This is a genomic window from Candidatus Methylacidiphilales bacterium (assembly GCA_028713655.1).
Taxonomy (GTDB): domain Bacteria; phylum Verrucomicrobiota; class Verrucomicrobiia; order Methylacidiphilales; family JAAUTS01; genus JAQTNW01.
Window position 1 is genome coordinate 29,628 of the sequence record JAQTNW010000005.1, and the last position, 25,843, is coordinate 55,470.

General features: G+C 53.8%; 22 protein-coding genes. 4 read left to right on the forward strand and 18 right to left on the reverse strand.

Annotated features, from left to right (window positions below; translation table 11 throughout):
- Window positions 1–2 precede the first annotated feature (2 nt).
- Both PHD76_02725 and PHD76_02730 read left to right on the forward strand, forming a co-directional pair.
- The gene (locus PHD76_02725) at window positions 3–788 is read left to right on the forward strand and encodes an HAD-IIB family hydrolase (GenBank protein ID MDD5260739.1); all 786 of its coding nucleotides are present in this window, start codon (window positions 3–5) and stop codon (window positions 786–788) included.
- A 451-nt stretch (window positions 789–1,239) separates the two neighbouring features.
- A complete protein-coding gene (locus tag PHD76_02730; protein ID MDD5260740.1) occupies window positions 1,240–1,920 on the forward strand; it encodes a hypothetical protein in 681 nt (226 codons plus the stop codon).
- 13 nt (window positions 1,921–1,933) lie between these two features.
- On the opposite strand, the gene PHD76_02735 is transcribed toward PHD76_02730, so the two are convergent.
- The 17 genes from PHD76_02735 to PHD76_02815 all read right to left on the reverse strand — a co-directional run bounded on the left by PHD76_02735 (window position 1,934) and on the right by PHD76_02815 (window position 23,214).
- Window positions 1,934–3,154, reverse strand: coding sequence for a tetratricopeptide repeat-containing serine protease family protein (locus tag PHD76_02735; GenBank protein ID MDD5260741.1), 1,221 nt, complete (start codon window positions 3,152–3,154; stop codon window positions 1,934–1,936).
- A gap of 118 nt (window positions 3,155–3,272) precedes the next feature.
- Complete coding sequence (locus PHD76_02740) at window positions 3,273–3,635, reverse strand: hypothetical protein (protein ID MDD5260742.1); 363 nt, start codon at window positions 3,633–3,635, stop codon at window positions 3,273–3,275.
- A gap of 415 nt (window positions 3,636–4,050) precedes the next feature.
- Complete coding sequence (locus PHD76_02745) at window positions 4,051–4,464, reverse strand: PIN domain-containing protein (protein MDD5260743.1); 414 nt, start codon at window positions 4,462–4,464, stop codon at window positions 4,051–4,053.
- Window positions 4,461–4,676 (reverse strand): AbrB/MazE/SpoVT family DNA-binding domain-containing protein, encoded by a 216-nt coding sequence (locus PHD76_02750; protein ID MDD5260744.1) that lies wholly within the window; start codon window positions 4,674–4,676, stop codon window positions 4,461–4,463. The genes PHD76_02745 and PHD76_02750 overlap by 4 nt, the downstream gene beginning before the upstream one ends.
- A 167-nt stretch (window positions 4,677–4,843) precedes the next feature.
- Entirely contained in the window at window positions 4,844–7,444 is a 2,601-nt protein-coding gene (gene gyrA / locus PHD76_02755; protein MDD5260745.1) for a DNA gyrase subunit A, read from the reverse strand.
- Window positions 7,445–7,461: 17 nt separating this feature from the next.
- Window positions 7,462–7,878, reverse strand: coding sequence for a type II toxin-antitoxin system VapC family toxin (locus PHD76_02760; GenBank protein MDD5260746.1), 417 nt, complete (start codon window positions 7,876–7,878; stop codon window positions 7,462–7,464).
- 5 nt (window positions 7,879–7,883) lie between these two features.
- Entirely contained in the window at window positions 7,884–8,219 is a 336-nt protein-coding gene (locus tag PHD76_02765) for a type II toxin-antitoxin system prevent-host-death family antitoxin (GenBank protein MDD5260747.1), read from the reverse strand.
- A 57-nt stretch (window positions 8,220–8,276) separates the two neighbouring features.
- Window positions 8,277–10,757: a DNA topoisomerase (ATP-hydrolyzing) subunit B gene (gene gyrB / locus PHD76_02770; GenBank protein ID MDD5260748.1), complete on the reverse strand. Its 2,481-nt coding sequence runs from the start codon at window positions 10,755–10,757 to the stop codon at window positions 8,277–8,279.
- Between the two features lie 184 nt (window positions 10,758–10,941).
- Entirely contained in the window at window positions 10,942–13,938 is a 2,997-nt protein-coding gene (locus PHD76_02775) for a vitamin B12-dependent ribonucleotide reductase (protein MDD5260749.1), read from the reverse strand.
- A 177-nt stretch (window positions 13,939–14,115) separates the two neighbouring features.
- Window positions 14,116–15,492: a ribosome biogenesis GTPase Der gene (der, locus tag PHD76_02780; GenBank protein ID MDD5260750.1), complete on the reverse strand. Its 1,377-nt coding sequence runs from the start codon at window positions 15,490–15,492 to the stop codon at window positions 14,116–14,118.
- A 10-nt stretch (window positions 15,493–15,502) separates the two neighbouring features.
- Complete coding sequence (locus tag PHD76_02785; GenBank protein ID MDD5260751.1) at window positions 15,503–16,090, reverse strand: CDP-alcohol phosphatidyltransferase family protein; 588 nt, start codon at window positions 16,088–16,090, stop codon at window positions 15,503–15,505.
- A gap of 91 nt (window positions 16,091–16,181) precedes the next feature.
- Entirely contained in the window at window positions 16,182–17,528 is a 1,347-nt protein-coding gene (gltX, locus tag PHD76_02790) for a glutamate--tRNA ligase (protein ID MDD5260752.1), read from the reverse strand.
- Window positions 17,529–17,791: 263 nt separating this feature from the next.
- The gene (gene pqqE, locus PHD76_02795) at window positions 17,792–18,874 is read right to left on the reverse strand and encodes a pyrroloquinoline quinone biosynthesis protein PqqE (GenBank protein ID MDD5260753.1); all 1,083 of its coding nucleotides are present in this window, start codon (window positions 18,872–18,874) and stop codon (window positions 17,792–17,794) included.
- Complete coding sequence (gene pqqD, locus PHD76_02800) at window positions 18,871–19,155, reverse strand: pyrroloquinoline quinone biosynthesis peptide chaperone PqqD (protein MDD5260754.1); 285 nt, start codon at window positions 19,153–19,155, stop codon at window positions 18,871–18,873. Before pqqD ends, pqqE begins: the two co-directional genes overlap by 4 nt.
- Complete coding sequence (pqqC, locus tag PHD76_02805; GenBank protein ID MDD5260755.1) at window positions 19,152–19,874, reverse strand: pyrroloquinoline-quinone synthase PqqC; 723 nt, start codon at window positions 19,872–19,874, stop codon at window positions 19,152–19,154. Before pqqC ends, pqqD begins: the two co-directional genes overlap by 4 nt.
- Entirely contained in the window at window positions 19,871–20,779 is a 909-nt protein-coding gene (pqqB, locus tag PHD76_02810; protein MDD5260756.1) for a pyrroloquinoline quinone biosynthesis protein PqqB, read from the reverse strand. The genes pqqC and pqqB overlap by 4 nt, the downstream gene beginning before the upstream one ends.
- A gap of 233 nt (window positions 20,780–21,012) precedes the next feature.
- The gene (locus PHD76_02815; protein MDD5260757.1) at window positions 21,013–23,214 is read right to left on the reverse strand and encodes a TonB-dependent receptor; all 2,202 of its coding nucleotides are present in this window, start codon (window positions 23,212–23,214) and stop codon (window positions 21,013–21,015) included.
- A gap of 374 nt (window positions 23,215–23,588) precedes the next feature.
- Between PHD76_02815 and PHD76_02820 the strand changes: the two genes are divergently transcribed.
- Window positions 23,589–24,560: a KpsF/GutQ family sugar-phosphate isomerase gene (locus PHD76_02820; protein MDD5260758.1), complete on the forward strand. Its 972-nt coding sequence runs from the start codon at window positions 23,589–23,591 to the stop codon at window positions 24,558–24,560.
- A 43-nt stretch (window positions 24,561–24,603) separates the two neighbouring features.
- Window positions 24,604–25,158: an elongation factor P gene (gene efp, locus PHD76_02825; GenBank protein ID MDD5260759.1), complete on the forward strand. Its 555-nt coding sequence runs from the start codon at window positions 24,604–24,606 to the stop codon at window positions 25,156–25,158.
- A 100-nt stretch (window positions 25,159–25,258) separates the two neighbouring features.
- Here efp and PHD76_02830 read toward each other — a convergent pair whose 3' ends face one another.
- Window positions 25,259–25,663 (reverse strand): hypothetical protein, encoded by a 405-nt coding sequence (locus PHD76_02830; protein ID MDD5260760.1) that lies wholly within the window; start codon window positions 25,661–25,663, stop codon window positions 25,259–25,261.
- Window positions 25,664–25,843: the final 180 nt, after the last annotated feature.

The window sequence follows — 25,843 nt, forward strand, 5'->3', positions numbered from 1 at the left end:
ATATGCATCTGCCCACTGCCAAACCTGCACTCCTGATTTCCACCGATTTCGACGGTACACTTATCATGGATTATGATGAAAAGCCCCTGGCTCCTGCTTTCTTTTCAAGGCTCGAAAAGCTCCGTCAAAATTACCACGTCGCATGGGTCATCAATACCGGTCGCGACTGGGCTTCGCTGGCTGAACTTCTGATCGAGAAAAAAGCGCCAGTCTTCCCGGACTGGGTTGTGCTGGTCGAACGCGAGGTTCACCGCGTTGAAAGGGGCGAACGCGTCGCCTTGAAACACTGGAACAAGCGCTGTGAAAAGGTCCATCTGGACTTGTTTCATCGAGCCGGGCCGGTTCTTGAACAAATGCGGCAAAAACTGCGGGGCTTCAAAAACCTCTCCGTTATTCAGGACATTGCTTCACCCCTCGGGCTGATTGCGGAATCGGAGGAACAGGCGGACGAAATCCAACGGGTGCTGGCACCCCTGTTCGATGAGTTCCCGGAAATTCACGCCGTGCGCAACACGGTCTATTTTCGTTTTGCCCATATTGACTTTCACAAAGGCAGTTGCCTGGCCGCCATCGCGGTTGAAGAAGGAGTCAGTTCGGATAATTGTTTTGCCATCGGCGATCATTTGAATGATCTCTCGATGCTGGATCCGCGTTACGCGCGACACATTGCATGCCCCTCCAACGCCATCCCGGACGTCAAATCAAAGGTTCGCCGACATGGCGGCTTTGTCGCCAGCAAAGAAGGCCCCGAAGGCGTCGGCCAGGCCTTGGATCATTTTTTTGGGTGAGCGAGGCGATATGGAATGCGGCGGCAAGATGCCGCTTTTCACTGCGGGCATCGCTCGTCGTTGCGAAGAGTCCGGCAGAGCCGGACGACGCGGCAATCCATCAAAATATCTGGATCGCCACGGCCCAACTCCGACATGCGTCGCGAGTGTTCCAGATGGGCCTCCTAATGAACACTTGTGGCAACATGTTAAAATGCAGAATCTTATAACGAAAATCATTTTTGACCATGAGGCGATATGGAGTGCGGTGGCAAGTCCGGCAGCATCTGGACGCGACACCGCTTTGGATTTTCCGCAAAAGTGCAACTCCGACATGGGTCGTGAGTAAAAAGCGTCCGCCGTGGCGGACGCACTCCAAAATTTCCCGTTCATTCCCGCTCAAAACACCTTCTTTGAAGGTTTGGATTCTCGCAATGACGAAAAACTCGTCTATGCTTGCAGATGAAAAAATATGTCCGAAATACGCACAGCAGCCGCAGAACTCAAGGCACTATTACCACATTACATCTCGACGGATTCAAAGGATGAACGCGCAAGTTACTTCCGCGGACTCATGGCAAAGACCGCGGATTCACTCACTGCAATAGATATGTTAATGACAAGCGGTGCGATCTGGCCGTTGCACTGCCGTTGGATTGTCGAGGCTTTTGGATACGCGGCTGCCTTGAACAATGACGCAAAGGTAATCGATCAGATCAAAAAAGCAGGTTTAAACACATACCTTCTGATAACCGATGTAGATGATGCCCAAAGAAAAAATATCCTCGGCTCGTTAAACTTGCCATCTCTACCTAAGATCGAAACTCTGCTAAACAATTTTGATAGGGAAATGGGAGCAAAAGAAGGGCGTCTCTACAAAATCTATCGCCTCTTATGCGAATACGCTCATTTTGAGTTTTATCGGACGGTCGCATATCCAGCCCTCGGGGTTGAAGCCCCAGATGTTTTGGAGAAAGGAAAGGAGTTGTTTCTGAAAACAACCATTGCTTGTGCTTTATCACTTCCCGCCTTTGCACATTGCCCTCCATACTGCGGATTTGATAACAAATACTTTCGTAAAATAACCAACCTACAGGAGAAGTCTTGGAAGGGAGTGGCTGAATATGCCGCAAAAAAGGATAGCTCTTACTGAAAAGACAACTATTTCAGTAAATCAGGATTAGCGCCACACTTTTCTCTGTTTGCTCAACCACGTCCTCTAGCTTACCTGATTTCGAGGGCTTTATATTTTCCTGAGGCAAACTGTTCGAATAGTTTTCAAGCATGGATAGGATGTACGAACTTTTGACCGCATAATTTACATTTTCGGGGATATCACCAGTAACTTTGGCGATTTTGATGGCATCGAGCTTAGCCACCACAATCCCCACCAAATTGCCGTTTTCATCAAATAAACCACCACCCGAGTTTCCAGGCTGAAGCGGTACGCTGATTTGCCATTGGCGCGGATCGTCTTGAATACCGGAAAGGCTGCTGATTTCGCCACGGGTCATTTTAGGGCTAAACCCCTGGAGTTGTATGTTTGGAAATCCCAATGTAAAAACCGTCTGACCCAGCTTCATGCTTTTAGAAGGCCTGACAGGCGCGGGCGTAAAAACCCCGTCGCACTTCAAGATGGCAACATCATTCGCAGTATCAATTTGTATTAACTGGGCTTTTTTAAGGCCTACGGTTGTCACTACACTGATTCGAATGGCATCACGCACAACATGCGCAGCCGTGATGAGCAGGCCATCAGTAGAAACAAAGACGGCTGAGCCGCTTGCCTTTGGCATATCCGCATTCGATTTTTCGTTCTGCAAACTGGATTCACTTGACTTTGCTTGCTTATTTTTTTCGATTTGTGCCAGTATTCGTTTGCTGCGTTGTTGTGCGAGTATTACCAAACTATGTCCAAGTTTATTCTCCAGCTTGTTTCTTTGACTAACAAATATATCTTCACCAGTAGAAGCAGCCAAGTTATACCATGCCAACGCCTCAATTTCATCTCGTGGAACGCCTTCGCCACTCTCGTACATGCCCCCGAGATTGAATTGGGCATTGTCATCTCCATGTCCAGCGGCCTTTTGAAACCATTTCACGGCTTCAACTAAATCTTTTGGAACTCCCGTACGCCCCTGGTAGATACATCCGAGATTGTTTTGAGCATCAACATTTCCTTGCTCAGCAGCTTTTCGATACCATTTTGCAGCCTCCGCAAAATCCTTGGGAACAGCCTTGCCTGTCACGTACATGCCTCCGAGTCTGCATTGAGCCTCGACATCCCCCTTTTCTGCTTTGGAACGCAGTTCATCAATTAGGGCTGCGGTTGCATTGTGGCAATACAGGGACAAACCAATCACTAGAAGCAGGAGTAGATTCTTCATTAGATCAATCCAAAAACCTGCCAATACCTATGCATTTTGTTTGTTTTGGAACGCTGAGTCCTTCCGGCAAGAGAATACTCTACTGACGCCAAATATTTTCCATAACTCGATTGCATTGTTAAGGATTTAAATTCTCTATTTTACCATCCACACTAAATCCTATAAATGATCTTTGTTTCTCATACTGGAGCGCTTCTAAATAAATAGTAATGGAGAACCTTTCTGGGGAGTAAAATGAAATTCTATTTCCTTCATCCCCATATATTCCAAAAAGAATATTTTTACCGAGATACCCAATCATTAATAATTGTTCTCTTGTATTGTTATCAACAACAAAGACTTCTCTGCCTTCTTTGCATTTATTTGCTTCCCTTATGATCAATTGAAGGCGTCCAAATATATCGCGAGCTTCTTCACATCCTGCGTCCACTGCTGCAAAATCGATTGACTTGATGATAGTTGAAAAGCTTGGCTTTTTCATTTTTCCTGTGCCTAACGCATATTAGTTTTAATTCCAGCTATCTCGGTAGGTAAAATCCAGATTGAAGCGGAGTGTTTTAAAAAAAACACCCTACGCACATCAACAGCATGCATGGATCCGGGCTTCAGACAAGTCGCGATTTGGTGACAGCGGGCGGACAATCGCGAGGAGTTTCAGGTTTCCTGCCTTCGTCGGTGGGTGCCGACTATGGCGAGCAGGCAAGTTTTCAGTTTCAAGCCTGTTTCTGATTTTTCTCCGCGCCGCTGCAGATACATCCTGCGTTGATATTTGTTTGCTTACAGGAGCGCGACCGTCCCGGTCGCACCGTTCGGCATCTTGCCGAACGGAAGGCAATGTCGCAGGCGGGACGCCTACGACTGCGGACAAGATGTCCGCGCTCCCTTAAATCAAAAAATCAACCACGCTGGGATGGATCAAGAATCACAAGTCCTTTGAAGTATTTCCGGTAAAACCCGCGGTCGCGGGTAACCAAACAGCCGGCGCGGCTCTGCGCGTGACCTCCTATCAAAAAATCGGTGATGATCCTTTCTCGTTTGCCTCCCGCCTTGCGGTAGGCCTTGAACGCCTGCCCAGCCAAAAACGCGCCGCTCCGACCCACGGATTCCACCTCAATCCCAATTTCTTCCAGCACGGAATCGAACCTGGATGCCGAGGAAAATTGCGATGCCAGCTCCGCATAAACAGGCTCGCAAATGACAAGTTGCCCGTCCAAGGCCGCCTCTTCAATCGCCTGCCGGGAGTTTTGAAGAAACAAGGGGTCGGGCAAAAAAACATCCAGCAAAACCGAGGTGTCCAAGGCGCTGATCATCTTCCACGCAGATCCTCGATCAGGCTATTGGTCCGCTTCCCCCCGCCCTTCAGGATGCCCTCAAACCGTTCAATCCCGCAGCCGGAACGCTTTTTACGCAACACCAGGCGGTGGTTTTCCTCCACCACCTCCACTTCCGTGAGGGGTTTGAGCCCGTGACGCTGGCGCAGCTCGATGGGAATCGTAATCTGACCACGTTCTCCTACTTTCATACCTTAAAATATGAATCAAACCCATGCGTCTGTCGAGAATTGTTTGTTTATCGATTGCGAGCAGGACAATCAAACCGTTCGGCATCTGGAACACTCGCGACACATGTCGGAGTTGCCGAACGGAAAACAATGTCGCAGGCAAGATGCCCGCGCTCCTGTAAAACAAATCACAATTCTGCCTCCGGCTCCGCATCCTCCGAAACCACGACCGGGGCAATGGCAACGAGCTTGTCTCCGCGGTCAAATGTAACCAGCTTCACTCCCTGGGTGTTGCGTCCGCATTCGCGGATGTCTTTCACAGGAGTCCGGACCATCTGGCCCTTGGCGGTGATCAACATGATTTCATCGGAGTCCGTCACGGTCAAGGCGCCCACGACACGGCCCGTCTTTTCACCGGTCTTCATCGTGATGATGCCTTTGCCGCCACGCGATTGCTGGCGGTACTCGTCAAAAGCCGTCCGCTTGCCGATGCCCTGTTCGCCGGCCACCAGCAAGGTCGCCTTCGCGTCCACGATGGATAGCGCCACCACTTCGTCCTTCTTTTCAAGTGTTATGCCACGGACGCCGCCGGCCGGACGGCCCATACTGCGGACATCTTCCTCATTGAAGCGAATGCTCATGCCGTCACTCGTGATCAACACAGCCTCGTCATGGCCTGAGGTCAGCTTTACGGATATCAGCGCGTCGCCCGACTCGATCCCGATCGCGATAATGCCGCCCTTGCGGAAATTGGCATATTGATCCAGCGGTGTCTTCTTGACCGTGCCGAGTTTCGTCGCGAAAAACACAAATTGCTCGCCGGAACTCCAGGTCACATCGTCGCCGTTCGCACCGCGCTTGGATTCCACACGCAACAGTGCCACAACTTTTTCGGTGCTTTGCAATTGGAGCACATTGGCAATATTGCGCCCTTTCGCCGATCTCGAGCCCTCGGGGATCTCGTGCACTCGCTCGACATACACCCTGCCTGAGTTCGTGAAAAACATCAGGTAATCGTGCGTGCTGGCGGTAAACAAATGCTCCACAAAGTCGCTGTCTTCCTCCGCTTCCACAGTGCGGGTTGTCTGCCCGATGACGCCCTTGCCGCCCCGCCGCTGGGCGCGATAGCTGGAAATCGCCGTGCGTTTGACCAAGCCGCTGTGCGTTAGTGTGATGATCACGCCTTCATTGGCGATCAGGTCCTCAATCGCCATTTCACCTTCATCCGGCACGATCTGCGTACGACGCGGGGTCGCATGCTTATCCCGAATGGCTTTCAGCTCCGCCTTGATGATGGTAAGCACCCGTTTTTCGCTTTTCAGAATGTCCACCAGATCTTCGATCTTTTTGAGCAGCTCGGCATATTCCTGCTTGATCTTTTCACGTTCCAACCCGACCAATTGATAGAGGCGCAGCTCGAGGATCGCGTCAATCTGCTGCTCACTGAACAGATAGCGTCCATTGACCAGGCGCGCTTCGCTGCGGATCATGATGCCGAATTTTTCGACATTCTTGCGCGTGAACTCATAGCCCATCAATTTCAGGCGGGCTTCGTCGCGCGTTTTGGACTCGCGGATCAGTCGGATGAACTCATCCATGTTCGCCATCGCGATCAGGAAGCCTTCCAGCACCTCGGCGCGCTTCTCCGCGTTCAACAGCTCAAACCTGGTCCTGCGAATGATCACCTCACGCCGGTGCTCAATGTAGCAAACGATCAATTCCTTGAGGTTGAGAACCTTGGGCCGGCGCTGGTCAATCGCCAGCATGTTGGATGAAAAGCTCGATTCCAACGACGTCAGCTTGAACAGATTGTTGATGACAACCTTGACGGCCGCATCGCGTTTTAACTCGATAACCACGCGCGTGTTTTCATCCGACTCATCGCGGATCGCCGTGATGTCGCCCAGCGTTTTTTCATTTACGAGTTCGGCGATGCGTTCCACCAGGGTGGCGCGGTTGACGTTGAACGGGATTTCATCCAGGACGATGATTTCCTTGCCGCCCTTCATTTCCTCGGTGTGCAGTTTGCCCCGGATTTTGACCGTCCCGCGGCCGGTCTTGAAATAGGACTTGATGCCGTCCATGCCGAGAATCGAGCAGCCGGTCGGAAAATCAGGGCCCTTGATATATTTGATCAACGCTTCCTGCTTCATCTCCGGGTTGTCGATCACCGCGCAAATGCCATCGATCACCTCGCCCAGGTTGTGTGGCGGGATGTTGGTCGCCATGCCAACCGCGATGCCGGTTCCGCCGTTGACCAACAGATTGGGGAACGCGGCGGGAAACACCACTGGCTCGGTCAAACGCTCGTCATAGTTCGGGACGAAATCGACCGTGTCCTTGTCCATGTCCTCCATCAGGCTGCCGCCCAGCGCGGTCAAACGGGCCTCGGTATAACGCATGGCTGCCGGAGGATCGCCTTCCACGGAGCCGAAGTTCCCCTGCGGGTCGATCAACGGATCGCGCATCGCCCAGGGCTGGGCCATGTGCACGAGAGTCGGATAAATCACGGCCTCGCCGTGCGGATGGTAGTTGCCCGAGGTGTCACCGCAAATCTTGGCGCACTTCATGTGCTTGCGGCCCGGGTACAAATTCAATTCATGCATCGCGTACAAGATGCGGCGCTGGGAAGGCTTCAAACCGTCCCGCACATCCGGCAACGCGCGGGAAATGATGACCGACATCGAGTAGTCCAGGAACGAGTCCTTGATCTCGTCTGCCACATTGATCTTTTCCACCTTCTCGTTCTGCGCAAAAAGCGAGCCGGACATTCTGATTTCATCTGCCATAATTTTTTCCAATTAACCTATAAAACGGGTATTCCAAGCCGCTGGGCGGCCGCCATCATCCGCGCATCGTTGGTGACGAGCGGAAAATCCTGTGCCAAATCGCAAGCCGCCAGGTGAAGCGCATCCAGCGAACGCAGCGGAACGGCTGGATGGCAACTTTGCATCATCTGCTGTGCTTTGCGAAAAGATGTGCTGTCTGCGGGCAGTAGTTTTAGTTCAGCCGAGTTCACCTGCCTCGTGAACCCTGTCCATGCGGCTTGCCGCGCTTCAAATGTTATTCTCCCGTTCCGTTCCTTGGCAAGCAGCGCGCTGAACACCTCGGTGTAGGCCAGTTCCAAACTGGCCGAGGGCTGGCCATCCACCAAGGCGATGTAATGTTCGCTATCCGGTTCCGGCGTCAATAGTTTGACAATGATGCTGCTATCCAAATACATGTGGGTCACCAGCGTTCGTCACGTTCCGCCCGGATCAACTCGGTTGAGAAGGGGCCTGCTGTTTGCATGGGCATGGAAGCCAGCAACTCACGATCCACCCGGAAAGGCTTGCGTTTCGGAGCAGAATCCACCGGCACCAAGCGGGCTTTGGGCTTGCCGTCACTGGTAATAACAACCTCCTTGCCCCCCGCCACCAGTTCCAACAAAGCTGACAAGTGTGCCTTGGCGGAACGGATGTTGATCGAAGGCCCGAAGGACGGAAGCACCATGACAGCGTCCCTGACCCGCGCCGATGAAGACCCAGTGGGGAGCTTGTATTTTATGACCTTCTGCTTTTTCATACTCTAAATGTAGTCACAAGTGGTCTCAATGTCAATATATTTCGAATCCTCACGTGACTACACGTCCAGATTCCGCACATTCAACGCGTTGTCCTCAATAAACTGTCGGCGCGGCTCGACTTCGTCGCCCATCAGCGTGGTAAACATTTCCTCCGCCTCGACGGCATCCGTCAAATCCACCCGCAGGAGCTTGCGGCGATCGGGATTCATCGTGGTCTCAAACAGCTCCTTGGCGTTCATTTCACCCAAGCCCTTGAACCGCTTGATTTGCACACCCCGGCGTCCGATCTCCAAAATCCCTTCAAGAATCTCCGGCAAGGCATGCAACGGTTTCGTCTTTGCATCGTCCCCCTCACCTTCCACCAGTTCGTAGAGCGGCTTTCCCTGTGAGGAATAATGCTCAACCCTCAAGCCCTTCTTTTCCAATTTATCAAGCAGCACCAGGATGGCCTTGCTTTCCGTCAGGACAACGTAACGCGCACGGCGCGTCGGGCCGCTTTTCTTCTTTTCAGCAGCTTCCTCTGCCGACTCTTCTCCGAAAATTCCAAGGTCCGGATTGTTCTTCGCAAACTTCGCCAGTTCCTCGTCCGTATGGAAATAATTCACGGACTCCTCATTGCCCTCGCGGATGCGCACCAGATGGTGTGGGAGTTCGCCTGACTTCTTATTGCGGGTTTCCAGATACGCCTCAAAATCGCCGCCGTGGCGCTTGATGCTGGTGGCATACTTGTCCAACTGCTGCAGCAATTCCAGAATCTCCGCCAATTGTTTCTGGTTGAATTCCTTTTTGTCCGCAAGGCTGCGAAGTTTCACGTCCTCCGTCCCGAGCTGGATCAAAATCTCGGTCATCTGGTGGTCGTCCTCGACATATTCCTCGCGCTTCTTTCTCCGGATCTGGTACAGCGGTGGCTGTGCGATATAAACATACCCCTGCTTGATGAGGAGCGGCATTTGGCGATAAAAGAATGTCAGCAACAGCGTGCGGATGTGCGAGCCATCCACGTCGGCATCGGTCATGATGATGATCTTGTGATAGCGCAGCCGCTCCATATTGAAGGCACCCTCGCCGTCGCCATCGCCGATTCCCGTGCCGATGGCCGTGATCATGGTCCGGATTTCGTTGTTCTGCAGCACCTTGTCCAGGCGCGCCTTCTCCACGTTGATGAGCTTGCCTCGGATCGGAAGAATCGCCTGGAACTTGCGGTCGCGCCCCTGCTTGGCCGAGCCGCCGGCTGAGTCGCCCTCGACAATGTACAATTCCGTGTTTGCCGGGTCGCGGTCCGAGCAATCGGCCAGCTTGCCGGGCAGGCCGCCGGTCCCAAGGGCGGTTTTGCGCACCGCTTCGCGGGCTTTGCGCGCAGCTTCGCGGGCACGGGCCGCAGTCAGCGCCTTGTCCACGATTTTCTTCGCAACGGACGGGTTGGAATCGAAAAAGCTCATCAGCCCTTCGTAGATGGCCGAGGCCGCAACGCTTTCAACCTCCGGTGAGAGAAGTTTCACCTTGGTCTGCGACTCGAATTTCGGGTCGCTGTGCTTGATGGAGATCACCGCAGCCAAGCCCTCGCGCACGTCATCGCCTGAAATCGCGGGGTCTTTTTCCTTCAGGATATTGTTGGACTTGGCGTACTGGTTGATTGACCGCGTCAATGCCGTCCTGAAACCGGAAAGGTGCGTGCCGCCATCCGGGTTATGCACCGTGTTGGTATAACAAAGCACCATTTCGCTGTAGCCGTCGTTGTACTGCAGCACCGCATCCAGATGCACCTCGACTTTTTTCTCCGCTGTCTCCACATCAGTCTGTTTGCGGATGATGACCGGCTTGGAGTGCACGGGAACTTTGCTTTTGTTCAGCTGCTTGATGAACTCCTCAATGCCGTCCTTGTAATAGTAAACTTCCGGCTCGCTCTTTGGCGTGCGTTCATCGAGGAAGGTAATTTTCAGTCCGGAATTCAAAAAGGCCAGTTCACGCAGACGCTGGGTGATCCGGTCCGACTTGAATTCCATGGTCTCCTTGAATATCTCATTGTCCGGCTTGAAGGTGATAAGGGTGCCGGTCGATTTGCTTTTGCCGATCACTTCAAGCTTTTGGGTCGTCTTGCCGCGCTCAAAAGCCATGTGATAGACCTTGCCGTTGCGCGACACCTCCACCTCAAACCATTCGGAAACCGCGTTGACGCATTTGGCGCCAACGCCGTGAGTGCCGCCTGAAAATTTGTAACCGCCCTGCCCGTATTTGCCGCCGCTGTGGAGGGTTGTTAGCACCAGTTCAACGCCGGGTATTTTGTATTGGGGATGCGGATCCACCGGAATGCCGCGCCCGTTGTCGCGGATGGAAATCGAGCCATCCACATGGATCACGACCTCAATCTTGTCGCAATGGCCGGCCAGATGTTCGTCCACCGAATTGTCCAGCACCTCCGAAACGCAATGGTGCAGAGCCCGTTCATCGGTCCCGCCGATATACATTCCCGGCTTCTTCCGGACTGCTTCCAAGCCTTCCAGTTTGCCCAATTTCGATGAATCATAATGATCTGGCATATCGGGAAATATTCTCAAAAACAAGCAGTGTCAGCAACCTAATTCTGGAGAAAAATCGCATCACAACCCATTAATTTTGAATGGGTTATGCGGCTTGCAAACATGCGCTGTGCGGAAGGAAAATGAAAGGCCCCGGAACCGCTTCGACAGCTCCGGGGCCAGCTTACTAACAAGGGAAACTGGATCAACTGCAACCGAGAGAAGATCCGCAATTCAAACAAGTGGCGCATGAGCCCGTATGCTTGATCTTGCTGCTGCCGCATTCCGGACAAGCCATCCCATCGCGGTAGCGTACCGTCAGCCCATCGCTCTCTTTTTCTCCGGAATGGCGTATCGCCATCTTGTGGACATTGGCTGTGGGCGAGTCATGCTCCACCGCCAATTCGGGCACCGGCCTATTTAACGTTTTTTTTTCAGCCTCCCGCACTTCCTTCATCGGGAATTCGGGCTGGTTGAAGTTCGGCGAATTGGCCTCGCGGTAACCCTCGATAAACTGGCAGCCCAGCCAGCGGAAAATGTAATCCGTGATCGACTTCGCAATCGGGATGTCGGGATTCTTTGTAAACCCGCTGGGTTCATACCGCGTATGGGCGAACTTCTTGACCAATGCCTCCAACGGAACGCCATACTGGAGCGAGAGCGAAACCATCGTGCCCAACGCATCCATCAGGCCGCCGATTGTGCTGCCTTCCTTGGCCATCGTGATGAAAACCTCACCCGGCTGCTTGTCATCAAACAAGCCCACTGTGATGTATCCTTCATGGCCTGCGATATCGAACTTGTGCGTGATGGAAATACGTGTGTCGCTCATACGGCGGCGCACGGGCCGGGGCATTTCGGCAACCACGGGCGCCGGAGCTTCATCCTTGCCGCCCATGTCCTTCGTCTTTTTCGTGTTCAGCGGGGCCGAACGCTTCGATCCGTCGCGGTAAATGGCGATGGCTTTCAAGCCCAGTTTCCACCCTTCGATGTAGGTGTTCATGATGTCCTCGACCGTGGCCGTGCTCGGCAGGTTCACCGTCTTGGAAATGGCGCCGCTCAGGAACGGCTGCGCCGCGGCCATCATGCGAATATGCCCTTTATAGTGGAGGGACCGGGTTCCATTGGCCGGTTTGAAGGCGCAATCGAAAACCGCAAGGTGTTCTTCCTTCAACGCCGGGGCTCCTTCGATGGTGTCATTTTTGTCAATATACTCAACCATGGCAGCGGTCTGTTCGTCCGAATACCCCAGGTTTTTCAACGCCTGCGGGACCATCTGGTTGACAATCTTCAGCATGCCGCCGCCCGCGAGAAGCTTGTACTTCACCAGCGCAATGTCAGGCTCGATGCCGGTCGTGTCGCAGTCCATCAGGAAACCGATGGTCCCGGTCGGGGCCAGTACGGTCACCTGCGCGTTGCGGTACCCGTGTTCATGCCCCTTTTCAAGGGCTTCATCCCAGGCGTTGCGCGCCGCTTCCTGCAGGTAGGCCGGGCAGCTCGGGTCGATATGATCCACGCTCTGGCGGTGCAACCGGATGACCTCCAGCATGGACTCCACATTGTCCTTGGACAAGGGCTTATCGATGTTGAAACAGCGCGCATCCCGGTAGCCCGGGAACGGGCCGACATGCGACGCCAGCTCGGCGCTGACTTCGTAGGCATGGCCGGTCATGATGGCGGTCAGGGCGCCCGCCAGCCCGCGGGCCTCGTCGGAATCATAACCATATCCATAACTCATGATAAGCGAACCAAGATTCGCGTAGCCCAGGCCCAAGGTGCGATAAATATGGGAGTTGACCGTGATGGCCGCCGTCGGATAACAGGCGTTGTCCACCAGGATTTCCTGAGCGGTAATGAAGATGCGCACCGCCGCCTTGTAGCGTTCCACATCGAAGGTTCCATCCTCCTTTTTGAATTTGACGAGGTTCAGCGATGCCAGATTGCAGGCCGTGTCGTTGAGGAAGAGGTATTCCGAGCACGGGTTGGTGGAATGCTGGCGGTCGGTGCCCTTGCAGGTGTGCCACTTGTGGATCGTGTCGTCAAATTGCATGCCCGGGTCCCCGCAGGTCCAGGTGCCTTCGGCGATTTTTCTTAACAACTCTCTGGCGCTCTTTTTCTCCACCTTGCGGTTGCCCATCACGGTGCGCGTCCACCACTCCCCGTCCTTCATGGCTGCTTCGACAAAGCTGTCACTGGCGCGGACGGTCAGATTTTCGTTCTGATACATCACGGAACCGTAGGCGTCGCCGTTGAAATTGCCGTCGTACCCCTGCTCAATGAGCGCCCAGGCCTTTTTCTCTTCCTTCATCTTGCACTCGATGAATTCCTCAATGTCCGGGTGCCAGTCCTTGAGCGTGTTCATCTTGGCCGCGCGGCGGGTTTTGCCGCCCGATTTCACCACATTGGCGATCTGGTCATAGACCTTTAAAAACGACAACGGCCCGCTGGGGCGCCCGCCGCCGCTCATTTTTTCGCGGGTGGAACGGATGGTTGAAAGGTCCGTGCCCGTGCCCGAACCAAACTTGAACAGCATGGCCTCGCTGCGCGCCAGTTCCATGATGGATTCCATGTTGTCATCCACGCTCTGGATGAAACACGCGCTGCACTGCGGCTTTTCATATTGGGTCGCCGCGCGCTCAGCCTTGCCGGATTCGCGATTGTAGAAAAAATTGCCGCGGCCGCTGGTTTTGCCGGTGCCATACTGGTGGTGCAAGCCCACGTTGAACCAGACCGGCGAATTAAACGCGCCGAACTGGTTGACGCAAAGCCAGGTCAGCTCTTCATAAAAAATCTCAGCGTCTTCCTTCGAGGCAAAATAGCCGTCGGCGATTCCCCAATCCGCGACCGTCCGCGTCACGCGATGGATCAACTGCTTGATGGAGTTTTCCCGGCCGCCCTTCGCCGGGTCAGTGCCATGCGAGATGTCGCCATAAAAATATTTTGAAACCGCTATCTTCGTGGCCAGAAGGCTCCAGGATTTCGGGACCTCAACATTCTCCTGCTTGAAAATAATTTTGCCGCCGTCATCCGCGATTTCAGCGGTTCGGAGCTCCCACTCGATCTCATCATACGGATGCACGCCGTCCCGGCTAAACACACGTTTAAAACTCATGCCTGTGCCTGTGGGAGCGGTTTGGCGTCTCCCCAATTTACCGGTTGCAGGCTCGTTTGTGCGTGAAATTTTGCTGGAAGCTTGGATCATACTTTTCCCTCAGATATCTAATTTAGCTTAACTATTCAAATGTTCTATGTACTTGTCGTGAAATCTACTCAAAATCCGACGATGAATTGCGAAAGTAACTCTACTAATTGTAGTGTCAAACCAAAATCTCGTCAAATATCCACAATATGTGGATAGAATGCGAATATCCTGTGGATATCAGGATTGGGGCGACATTTGGGCTTCGCTCTTGCCTTTCACAACCCATTGCAGCGGGCAACCTTCCAGATCAAACTCGGCCCGGACCTGGCGTTCCAGGTAACGCTGGTAGTCCGGCGTCCATAATTTCTTGTCGTTTATAAAGGCCACAAGCGTGGGAATTTCAACCCCCTCTTTCTTCGGGGAAACATAGTAAATCTTCATGGATTTACCCAGATTCGAGGCCGGATTCTGCAGGCTGAGCGCCTTTTGGATCACTCGATTCAAAATACCCGTCGGCAAAGCCTGCAATTTGAGTGCCCTGATTTTTTTCATCGCCTGCAGCCAAAGCTCCAGGCCCTTGCCTGACTCAGCGCTAATAAACAACACTGGCGCATAGCTGACAAAAAACAGCTCCCGGCGCACGGCTTCCTCATATTCCTTGCGGAACTCCTGGTCGTTCGTGGCTTTTGCCTGCTTCAACGCTTCCTTCGACACCAAATCCCATTTGTTCACCAAAATGACGCAGGGCTTGGCCGCGTCCTGGATCAATCCCGCGATCTTCTTTTCCTGTACACTGACACCTTGCAAAGCGTCAACAACCAGCACGCAAAGATGCGACCGGTTGATCGTGTGGGCCGTCCGCCCGGTCATGGCCTGCTCCAGTTCATCCTTGATGCGGCCCTTCTTCCGCATGCCGGCCGTATCCACAAAGCAATACGACTGCCCGTAGTGCGTGAACTCCACATCCACCGCATCACGCGTCGTGCCGGCAATCGGGCTGACAATGACACGGTCCTCTTTCAACAGCGCGTTGATCAGGGAGGATTTCCCCACATTAGGCCGCCCCACCATGGCCACCCGGAATTGCGTCTCGGATCTATCGGGCGGCGCCTCCCCGGCAGTCCAGTTTTCAGCCAGGGCCGACATGAGTTCGTCCATTCCCAGCCCGTGCGCCGCCGAAATCGGAAACACCTTGGAAAATCCAAGCCGGTAAAACTCGGATGCGGCATCCGCCTGCTTTCCGGAATCAACCTTGTTCACCACCAAAAAAATGCGCTTCTTCTGCGCCCTGCGAAGCTTGGAAGCCACCGCGGCATCCAGCGGATTCAGCCCGTCCCGCCCGTCCACCACCAGCAAGATGTCCGAAGCCGTTTCCATGGCAATATCGACCTCGCGCTGGATGGCCTCTTCAAAACCTGACTGGTCCTCGAGACCTATCCCACCGGTATCCACCAATGTGAACGGATGCCCCTGCCAGACGCAATCATGGCTGACCCGGTCCCGCGTCACCCCCGGGAAATCATAAACCAGGGAAATCTGCTTTCGCGCAATCCGGTTGAACAGCGCCGATTTGCCGACATTCGGCCTCCCCACAATTGCAACGATCGGACTCATGTAAAAAGCCTCAATGGCGCGACCCGCCGGACACGGTCGCGGCGCTGCCATTGGCCAGTTGGATGCCGCGCGACATATAGACAACCAGTGAAATAAAGGTGAAAAGCCCGGCCAACCACACCATCTGGCGGATGGGCAAAAAACTCAGCTTCAACAAAATGGCTGACACAGTTGCCAGTTGCAGGCAGGTGGCAACCTTGCCGGTCCAGTGGGGTATGACCTGGATCTTGTGGTTCAGAACATGCAGCACCAAAAACCCCACAAGCTGGATCGCGTCGCGCCCGAGCACCAGAACCAAAAACCAGAGTGGCAAATGGTTCAATCCCGGCACTTTAATAAAACTCAATGTGACAATCGCCGAAAGCATCAGCGCCTTGTCCGCAATCGGGTCCAGGAGCGCGCCGATTTCACTCCTCTGTTTGTACTTGCGCGCGATCCAGCCATCCAACGCATCGGAAACGGATGCCGCCAAAAAAGCCCCGACCGCAATCCACCGGAACAATTCCTGGTGCGACGGCAGGTCGTAGTACAACAACCCCGCGATAAACACGGGGATGAGCAAAATCCGGAAAATGGTGATGTACGTCGCGAAAGTCATGTGCCAGGTTTTCTGAATTCTAAATTCTGCATTCTTCCATTTTCACTGCGCTTCCGCGCTCGCGACGGATGTCGCGAATTGCGTCTTTGCGTTAAATCTTCCCCTCATCCAGCATCCGCAAGGTCCGGTTCAGCCGCGACAGCACGCGTTCCTTGCCCATCACTTCCAGCATGGGATACAACGAAGGCCCGATCGGGCGCCCGGAAACGCCCAAACGGCACGGATGCACAAACGCGGCCGTTTTCAACCCACCCGCCGTTGCCGATTCCACCAGGGCTGCCTCCAAAGCCTCAGCCTTCCATGAGGACAGTTGCGTAAATTTTGCGATCAACTCCCGGAGCCGCTCCACCGCCACATCCGCTTTCAATGTCTTGGCCACTGCCTTGGGATCGTATGCAAATTCCTCATTCAAAAACGGCTCAATCCATTCCGGCAAATCGCGGCCCAGCTTGATTTTTTCCCGAATAACATCCAACGCACCCTGCAAATAAGCGGCGTCGATTTTCGAAATATCCACTCCCTTGTGCGCCAGATAGTGGCGCGCATATTCATGGTAGGCCTGCGGTGTGAACGCGCGCCAGTATTCGCCATTCACCCAATAAAGTTTGTTCAAATCGAAGCGCGCATTGCCCCGGTTGACCTGCGGCAAATCAAACTTTTCGATCACCTCGCCGATGTCGATCACCTCGCGGTTGTCCTTCGGCGACCAGCCTAACAGACAGAGATAATTCCGCAGCGCCTCGGGCAGGTAACCCTGTTCGATGTACTCGCCAACCGAGGCTCCTTCGTCGCGCTTGCTCATCTTCGACCCGTTCGTGTTCAGGATCAGCGGGATGTGCGCGTATTTCGGCGGCTGCGCCCCCAACGCCTCGAACAAGGCGATATGCTTGTGCGTGTTGGACAAATGGTCCTCGCCCCGGATGACGTGGGTGATTTTCATCTCCAGATCATCCACCACATTCACAAAATGAAACACCGGCGAGCCGTTCTTGCGCACGATCGTCGGATCCGGTTCCGTTGTCCGGTCAAACGTGATCTCGCCGCAAATCAAATCCTTAACGATGCCCGGCGTTTTCGGCAGCCGGAAGCGGATCGAGCCGTCGGGGTCACTGTAGGCTTTGTCAGCAGCCAATAGTTTTTCGACATACCCCTTATAGAGATCCGAACGCTGGCTTTGATAATATGGACCCAGGTCCCCTTTCCCCCCGCCGCCTTCCTGAGCGCCTTCATCCCAGTCCAAGCCCAGCCATTTCAACCCCTTGAAAATAATGGCCACAGCCTCGGGCGTATTGCGCGCGGCGTCGGTGTCCTCGATGCGCAGGATGAATTTGCCTCCCGTATGACGGGCATACAGCCAGTTGAACAGCGCCGTGCGGGCGCCTCCAATATGCAGCAAACCCGTCGGCGACGGGGCAAAACGAACACGAACATCACTCATAAATTTATCCAGGGGGATTTGAACCAGCTATTTAACCGCAACCGACGCCAGGACGGCAACTACAACATTTATAAAACTCAGCGGACATAAAATGGCCGAACCAGCAGAGGAAAATGAAGAATGTGGAATTCGGAAAACTAGGACCGCCACGGCCTCGTCATTGCGAGGAGCACAGCGCAGCCGGATGACGCGGCAATCCAGGGCAATTAGATGGAGGGATGGGTGCCGCGAGCCCCATCCTGCGTATCCCACACGCGTCATATTTATCCCGGGGGATTTTGGCGGTAAACCCAGACGGGTTCTTTCTCTCCAGCGTTGGCCTCCTCGATAAAGCGATCTATGATCTTGCGGTTGGGTGAAAGCGAGCAAACCGGATCGGTCGCGGCGGGATCACCGACGAGCAAGGCCGCCTGGCAGCGGCAGCCGCCATAGTCAATCTCGCGCTGGGGGCACTCACGGCAGGGCAACGGCATCCATTCCGTACCGCGGAATCGGTTAAAGCTGGCCGATTCATTCCAAATAGCCGCGAGACTTTGTTCCCGAACATTATCGAAAGAGAGGCCCGCGATGCTGCTCGCATTCGGGCAAGGTAAAACCTGCCCCATCGGATTGACCGTCAAGTAACGGCGGCCCCATCCCTGCATGCATGGTTTGGGACGATCTTCATAATAATCAGGCAGGACATAAAAAATATCCATTTTTCCCGCCAGCCGCGCTTTGGCAGCACGGCCCACCTCGATTGCTTCTTGAACCTGCCTGTGTGCGGGCAGCAGTTGGGGTTGGTTCAATTTTCCCCAGCCATAATACTGGACGTTTGCAAGTTCCAACCTCACCGCACCAAGTGATTCCGCAAAACGGATAATCTCAGCCAGGCGCCCGATGTTAGCGCGATGCAGTACAACATTCAGACTAAGAGGCAATCCCGCCTCGCGAATACTTTGCACTGCATTGAGCTTCGAATCATGAGCTTTGCTCCCGGCAATGGCATTGGCCAGTGCCGGCTCATCAGCCTGAAAACTAATCTGCACTGAATCGAGCCCGGCGTCCTGCAGTTCCCTCGCGCGCGCAGCGGTCAGGCCGATTGCGCTCGTAATAAGGTTTGTATAGATCCCGAAATTGCGCGCCGCCCGAATCAACTCTGCCAGATCTTTCCGGCCAAGCGGTTCACCTCCGGAGAGCCCGAGTTGCAGGACGCCCAGGGCGCCGGCTTCGGCGAATACGCGCTTCCACTCCCCGGTGGAAAGTTCCTGGCCGTCGGGATATTGCGCTGGATTGGAACAATAGGGGCAATGGAGCGGACACCGGTAGGTGAGTTCCGCCAGCAAGGCATAAGGCCGCTCTTTCATGACGAAAAGACCATCAGGTTCCGTTGCTTGAGGTCGGCTAACGTTTCCAGCACATCGCGACGGAGCTCCTCTTCAGCCTCGTCATACTCTTCCTGCAGGCCGCGGATGATGCCTTCAATGGTAAGATCGCCCTGGCAACGACTGACGATCTCATGCGCCGTCTGGTTCAGGATCAGGATTCCTTCAGGATAAAGCAGCACCGGGCTCCCGCTCACCTCGTCGATTTGCAAACGCACGCGTGGCGCCAGAGTTGGCCAGCTTTGTGGATCGAGATCATTCATGGGACGGAAGGTGTCGTAACCGCTCCGGGGCCATATTTCAGGTGAATGCCATCCAGGATGGCCCAAAGCAGATCGCACTTGAAGATCAGCGCGCGCACGGCCTCGCGCTGAAGTTCCGCAGTATCACAATACTTAAGTGTAAGTGCCAGCGCACCATCGGAATCCTTGCGGGCCTGCGTCAGGCGGCGCTGGAAATAATCGAACCCCCAAGGCTTGACCCACTTGTAGTTCACTTGAAAAGCTTCGAGCCTCTTGGCCATGAGATCGGGCGCGAACAACTCCGTCAGCGAGGAGGACATCGAGATGATCCAGGGTTTCTCGCGGCAAAAGTGGACATAGGCATCAACCGCAAAGCGCACAGATGGCGCCACATGGTCGCCTAACAACATTTCCTCACGTGGAATCCCGCAAGCCGCGCCCAGGCGGAGCCAAGCCTCGATTCCGCCCTCTTCACCCTGCGCGCCATCGTGCTCCACGATGCGGTACGTCCAGAGTCGGCGGATCTCATGCGAAGGGCAATTCGAGAGGATGGCCGCGTCCTTGACTGGAATATTCTTTTGATAATAAAAGCGATTGATCACCCATCCCCGGATCGCTTCCGGCGCAAGCTGGCCGGTGTTCATCAGCAAATGAAAGGGATGCTTATCGTGGTAAGATCGGACGCCGATTTCCCTCAACTTGTTGATGAACGTATCGTGGTCCCAGAGAGCTTCGCTCATAAGGTAAACTCCATGCCATCCTGCCCGATTGTGACCCCGGCGGCCTCAACTTCCGCGCGCTCGGTGGAGCCAGGCTGTAAAATCGGATTGGTGTTGTTGATGTGAAGAAAAATCTTATAACGCGCGCGCAGATTACGCAAGACATTCAAGCCATGCGTCTGAATGGGAAGATGCCCCATTTCCAGCGCTGTGCGCGATGTTCCTTTCACTCGTTTTAACTCGTCGTCGCACCAGAATGTGCCATCGAAGAGCACTGCATCCGCCTCCCCCAGCGCGGCAAGCAGGTCCGGCGTCAGGCAACCCACATCCGGCGCGACGAGCAGTTTTCCTCCGGTCCGATCGTCCTTGATTTCATACGCAACGCTTTGCGCTCCATCCCCGGCATTTCGGGGAAAATAAAGGGGTGGCGACTGCGCAAGGGCAATAGCCCGATAGGACAAGCCGCTTGCCCTTCCATTTTTCGATGGTAAAGGCGAAAAATTGTCCCGTGGCGGCTCATGCCACTGCAGGCCACAAAAAGCACCCAGCAGCGCCTCGATTCGAAGCCCCTCGACAAGGGTTTCACGCACGGCATGGGTGGCGTGAATCGTCAGGGCATCCCCTTCCCTCAACAGCAACAAGCCCAGCGCGTGATCGAGATCCGCATTTGTCAGCAGAACCGCTTCAATGGGGTTGAAGCGGAGGGCTGTTCCCTCCGGATGAAATTTCGGAAAGGCTTCCACCTGGGCGCGCAAGTCGGGCGAAGCGTTGACAAGATACCAGCGGCCTCCATCGGCGGAAAAGGCGACCCCCGATTGAGTCAATGGCGGAATGCGCCCCTTTCTTGCCTCCTGGCAATTGGGGCAACGGCAATTCCACTGAGGTAATCCTCCTCCTGCGGCCGCGCCGAGAAGTCGTACAAAAATACTAACTCCTCAAGAAAGCTAACTTAGGCCGTGGCGGAGTACGAGGTGCTCTCGAAAAAGATGGGGACTTCCTTGAGCGCGGGTTTGTTCCACGATTTCTTGGTCTTCCTATTCATATTTTTCATAGGTCTATTAGCTAAATATCTTTTGAAAAATAATCAAGGTTTATTACGGCCTTTATTCCCAAAAAAATCAAAAACACCAAAAAACCGGGCTTTTTCCCTTAGCCCCCCTTAAAATTCGTAGGTCAGGCCCGCATAAAAGCCGCGGCGATTGCCATATTTCACCGCCCCTTCCCCAATGCCAGTACCACTGTTCAGAACATAAACCTGGTCAAAAACATTGAGGACATCAAATCGTACCGTCAAATCTCCCGCACCCCATATCTTTTTGAATGTGTGTCCAATGCCAAGATTCACCGGGTAATAGGATTGAAGCTTGTCCTGATTGGCGAATCCCGATCGAATTCCATCCCCATACAGAACGTCGCCGTGTATCGTGCTGTCCATCCAAGTGTAAGAAGCCCCTGCGGAGGCGGTATAAAACTGTTGCTGGTCAAAACGAACGTTATGGTTGGAAATGTAGGCCAGTTCATCGGCACCGAATTCAAACTGGCTGGCAACGATATTCCTTGCCCAGGAATCCATTGCTGCGAAATTTCCGTAGGCGGAAAAGCCTTCATGGGTGTAATTCACCGATAATTCCGCGCCATACATCGAGGCCGTGGCGTAATTGTAGGGCGAGCGGATATTGGCCGCGCCGAACTGTCCGTCATCGATCTGGTCTGTCGCCTGTTTGTAATAGCCGTCAACACCCACTTCCAGGCCGGGTAAAAAATGATGGGTCACCCCGGCATCAACATAGTGGGAGCGCTCGGCTTTGACGGGATTGTCAGTATCCAGATCGGCGGCATTGGTGGTGTTGTCGAACTGGCTGACCGTACCGGGTGATATATTCATCAATTGAGGCGGATCGAAGTAGCGCGCGTAACCCGCGTGGAAGGCCGTGTTTTTATCCACTTGGTAAACCGCATTGATGCGGGGACTGAGTTGATTTTCATCTGTGTAGGCTTCAACCTGCTCAAAGCGCAAGCCAAAATTGATCGTCAGTTGCCCGGTCACTTTCCATTCGTCCTGGATGTAAAAGGCAAAATCGTAGCCGCGTTTGAAATGGTCGTCCGTAATGGCATATGGGTCGCCCATGGGATTTCCGCTCGGATCCGTGTTATAAACCTGCGTACTATTGTGGGTGCCCGCGCCTTGGGTATCGCCTAGAAAGCCTGCCCGAATCGTATGTGAATCACCCGCGTGATAGGTAAAATCGGCTTGGGCGCCATTGGTAAGAATATACTGGCTGACCCGGCCCGCCACTCCGCTGAAATAAAGATCGCCGTTCATATCGGGATTGAATAAAACCGAGCTGTAACGGTTCACCTGCGAAATTTGGAGGGAAAAATCGTCGATCGTTTGCTGATAAGCGATGAATCCGTAGTAGGTCTGCTCGTGTTGCGTTTCATTCAGGCTGCTCGAATCAACGGGCGTCGGAGCCGTGGTTGTCCCGCTGAAATCCAAGCTGGTAACCTGCCCAGGCGTATTGGGAATCTGGTAATCGGCGGCGGAGCCGCTGAAAACAAAGCTCAAGCGCCCCGCATCCCCGAGCTGCCGGGAAACATAGGCAAAACCTTTATATTGGTTGGTCTCATCGTGGATGGCCACACTGCTGGAGGTCGGATTTTCCAGGCCAAGGCTGTCGTGTATGTAACTGCCCGTGAAATAAAAATCGGTGCCGCCCGAGGATCCCCCATAAGAAAAAGTGGGTTTCGCTGTGTCATAACTCCCGCCATAAAAACTGGCAGCTCCCCCATTCAGATTCGTTCCGGTTTTCGTTCGGATATCAACGATGCCGTAGTTTCCTTCGGGATAATAAGCTGACAGTGCGCCCACTTTCGTCGTGACGCTCTGGACAAACCGGGTGTCGATGTCCTGGTCGAATCCGTTAATCCCGGAGGGCAGCAGTGTTCCATTGATATAATAGCGGTAATAGGGGTCCTCCCCGCGGAAATGGATTGATCCGTAGCTGTCATCGGAAACACCGGGCGTGTGTGCGAGAATCTCGTTGAATTTGGCGCCTTGCCCCTGTCCAATCGTATTGATTTGTTGCTGATCCAGGGTGTACATGCTCGTCCCTGCGCTCAAATCGATCTGCTGACGATTCGACTCGCCCGGTCCCAGCGCAGTGGCCGTGACAATAATGGGAGGCAATTGGATCGGTTCCCCGGGTGGAACTGTCGAGGCGCTCGGAGTGGTATCTGTTTCTTTGCTTTTTATTTCGGATTTATTCTGAACCGCCATTGAAGCAGTGTCCGTGATCTGGGCGTTAAGTCCCCTAATGCTGAGGCCCAGAAAAAGGAGAATGAGCAAAGATATCCCGTTCATGATTAATCCCGGTCTATTTTTCTCGTTTTGTGTTAATGATTTGGCCGAATTTGTCCTGCCAGCAGCACCCGTCACGCCGCGTGAAACACCGGATTAAGCGCTTCGGCCAATACATCCAGCTCTTTCAATTCGGGCTCCGTGATCGACTTGAACTTCATGGCCAGATCCAGCGCAATGGGAAGTGTCATCGGCCAGGGTTGTATTGGAAACTCACGGCCCACGAAAGTCAATCCCTGCCTGATACCCGGGTTTTAACAACACTGCGCCGAGTTGAATTTCGCCCTGTTTCACCCTCCGAAACAGGCATATTTTAGTGACGGGAACCCGCATTCAATAAGATTGACGCTTCCATCGTCCTGCTTAATCCTTAGTATGTGAATTATTTGCAACGCGCCCGGCTTGTGATCGATATCGAGGTCGAAAGCCTACTCAGCTTGAAAAAACGCCTGGACGGCGATTTCAACAAGGCGGTTGAACTGACCGTCGCGGCCCTCAAGCACCGCAACAAAGTCATCGTCATCGGCGTCGGCAAGTCCGGCCATGTCGGCGACAAAATCGCCGCCACCCTCACCAGCACCGGGGCGCCTGCCGTTGTTTTGAACGCCCTCAACGCGGTGCATGGCGATTTGGGAATCGTCTCCAAGGGCGACGTTGTGCTCGCGCTGAGCTACAGCGGCGAAACCGAGGAACTGCTGCGCATCCTCCCGGCCATCAAGCGCGAAGGCATCACCTTGATCGCCTTGAGCGGCAACCCCGCTTCCACTCTCGCAAAAAATGCCGATGTTTATCTCGATGTCTCCGTCTCGCGCGAGGCTTGCCCACTCAATCTCGCCCCAACCTCCAGCACCACAACCATGCTGGTCATGGGCGATTGCCTGGCCATGGCGGTACTCGAGGCGCAGGGCGTAAACAAGGATGACTTCGCCCGTTTTCACCCCGGCGGAATCATCGGCCGCAACCTTCTGTTGAGCGTGGCCGATGTCATGCGCTCCCTGGACAAGGTCTCCGTCCTCAAAAACACGGACAAAGTCAGCGCCTGCCTGCAGGAAATGACCGCCAAACGCTGCGGCGCCACCGTGGTCGTCAACTCCAAAGGCCAGTTGGAAGGCATCTACACCCATGGCGATTTTGTCCGCAGTTATCAAAACAACAAGGACATCGGAAATATGCCGCTCGGCAAGGTGATGACCCAAAATCCGATTTGCGTACGGGTTGACAAACTCGCGGTCGAAGTCCTCAATATCTTCGAAAATCACCGGATCGAGGATCTCATCGTGATCGACAAGAAGCGCAAGCCTGTCGGTTTGATCGACGTCCAGGATTTGACCCGGTTGAAACTTTTGTAATTTACTTTTGTAATTTGTAAATCGAACCCAAACTGAAAGAACTATGATAGCCAAAGACTTGAAAAAGGGCGTTGCCATCAAATGGAAAAACGATGTCTGTATTGTACAGGAAACCACGCATCGCACGCCGGGAAACCTCCGCGCGTTTGTGCAAGCCACCCTGCGTTCGATTTCCAACGGGCGATCCTTCGACGAGCGCTTCAGCTCGACGGCCACGGTCGAAACGGTCAACGTTTCAAACGAAAAATGGGATTATTCCTACAAGGATCAGTCGGGCTACAATTTCATCAATCCCGACACCTACGACAACCTGGCCCTTGCGGAAAATCTGGTGGGCGACGCCAAAAATTACCTGACTGAAAACCTCCAATGCACCATCACGTTTGTGGAAGGCAAGGCCGTGGAAGTGGAACTGCCGCCTGTCGTTGAACTCAAGATCAGCGAGTCGGCCGACGGCGTGAAAGGCGATTCCTCCAACAATGTGATGAAACCCGCCACGCTCGAAACCGGCCTGCAGGTGCAGGTGCCGCTGTTTATCAAGGAAGGCGAAAAAATCCGCATCGACAGCCGTACCGGCAAATACCTGAGCCGCGCGTAAATCCGCGTTGGATTTCAGGAGAGGGAGCGCGGGCGTCCCGCCTGCACCGAGAGGCATCCTGCCTCTCGGATGTATTAGATGTTTCCCAGAAAATCTGTTTTTAGTTGCACCGCTGCAGGATTGTTATGCCGCTGAATCTCAATACAACCTTCCCTGTCTCGTAAACCGTGTGTTCGAACTCCGCCTTCATCTCCTGGGCGTTGTCTGTCTCGTAGAGCGTAACGGTGAGAGTTTCCTTCTGCTTCTTGTCCGTTGACTCGTACTGATCGGTAAATGGCTTGCCCCACTGGCTTATTTTGACTGCAAGCATATGCTTGATCACAGCATCTCGGCCTGGTGTACCCGTCCAGATATCGGAAACAATCAGATGCTCACCCTTCTTGTATCCAACCAATACAGTGGAGTCCAGACCTTGATGCCACTTGGCCGGTACAGATTTAAAATCGTTCGGGATCTCTGTAGCATGCAAAACGAATGGCAATAAACAGAGCGCGTAAATCTGCATCCAACAAGCCGCTTTGTCTCCCAACTTCACCAAGTCATATTACCCTAACGGTTAGAAAATTAGCAATTGGCAATATTGTCCCTTAAAATCCGCGTCCATCCGCGCAATCTGCGGATAAACCTTTGTTTGGTTGAAGTAGGGACGACAGCAGCGCCCGTGCCTCCATTATTTTTTGCGGCT

What these genes read in the sequence shown, in the direction of transcription:
- PHD76_02745 (MDD5260743.1), bottom strand. Translation starts at nt 4,464, where the DNA reads ATGATCAGCGCCTTGGACACCTCGGTTTTGCTGGATGTTTTTTTGCCC.
- PHD76_02765 (MDD5260747.1), bottom strand. Translation starts at nt 8,219, where the DNA reads ATGAAAAAGCAGAAGGTCATAAAATACAAGCTCCCCACTGGGTCTTCA.
- PHD76_02740 (MDD5260742.1), bottom strand. Translation starts at nt 3,635, where the DNA reads ATGAAAAAGCCAAGCTTTTCAACTATCATCAAGTCAATCGATTTTGCA.
- der (MDD5260750.1), bottom strand. Translation starts at nt 15,492, where the DNA reads ATGAGTCCGATCGTTGCAATTGTGGGGAGGCCGAATGTCGGCAAATCG.
- PHD76_02775 (MDD5260749.1), bottom strand. Translation starts at nt 13,938, where the DNA reads ATGATCCAAGCTTCCAGCAAAATTTCACGCACAAACGAGCCTGCAACC.
- pqqE (MDD5260753.1), bottom strand. Translation starts at nt 18,874, where the DNA reads ATGAAAGAGCGGCCTTATGCCTTGCTGGCGGAACTCACCTACCGGTGT.
- gyrB (MDD5260748.1), bottom strand. Translation starts at nt 10,757, where the DNA reads ATGCCAGATCATTATGATTCATCGAAATTGGGCAAACTGGAAGGCTTG.
- PHD76_02750 (MDD5260744.1), bottom strand. Translation starts at nt 4,676, where the DNA reads ATGAAAGTAGGAGAACGTGGTCAGATTACGATTCCCATCGAGCTGCGC.
- PHD76_02815 (MDD5260757.1), bottom strand. Translation starts at nt 23,214, where the DNA reads ATGAACGGGATATCTTTGCTCATTCTCCTTTTTCTGGGCCTCAGCATT.
- gyrA (MDD5260745.1), bottom strand. Translation starts at nt 7,444, where the DNA reads ATGGCAGATGAAATCAGAATGTCCGGCTCGCTTTTTGCGCAGAACGAG.
- efp (MDD5260759.1), top strand. Translation starts at nt 24,604, where the DNA reads ATGATAGCCAAAGACTTGAAAAAGGGCGTTGCCATCAAATGGAAAAAC.
- PHD76_02735 (MDD5260741.1), bottom strand. Translation starts at nt 3,154, where the DNA reads ATGAAGAATCTACTCCTGCTTCTAGTGATTGGTTTGTCCCTGTATTGC.
- gltX (MDD5260752.1), bottom strand. Translation starts at nt 17,528, where the DNA reads ATGAGTGATGTTCGTGTTCGTTTTGCCCCGTCGCCGACGGGTTTGCTG.
- PHD76_02785 (MDD5260751.1), bottom strand. Translation starts at nt 16,090, where the DNA reads ATGACTTTCGCGACGTACATCACCATTTTCCGGATTTTGCTCATCCCC.
- PHD76_02725 (MDD5260739.1), top strand. Translation starts at nt 3, where the DNA reads ATGCATCTGCCCACTGCCAAACCTGCACTCCTGATTTCCACCGATTTC.
- PHD76_02760 (MDD5260746.1), bottom strand. Translation starts at nt 7,878, where the DNA reads ATGTATTTGGATAGCAGCATCATTGTCAAACTATTGACGCCGGAACCG.
- PHD76_02830 (MDD5260760.1), bottom strand. Translation starts at nt 25,663, where the DNA reads ATGCAGATTTACGCGCTCTGTTTATTGCCATTCGTTTTGCATGCTACA.
- pqqC (MDD5260755.1), bottom strand. Translation starts at nt 19,874, where the DNA reads ATGAGCGAAGCTCTCTGGGACCACGATACGTTCATCAACAAGTTGAGG.
- pqqD (MDD5260754.1), bottom strand. Translation starts at nt 19,155, where the DNA reads ATGAATGATCTCGATCCACAAAGCTGGCCAACTCTGGCGCCACGCGTG.
- PHD76_02730 (MDD5260740.1), top strand. Translation starts at nt 1,240, where the DNA reads ATGTCCGAAATACGCACAGCAGCCGCAGAACTCAAGGCACTATTACCA.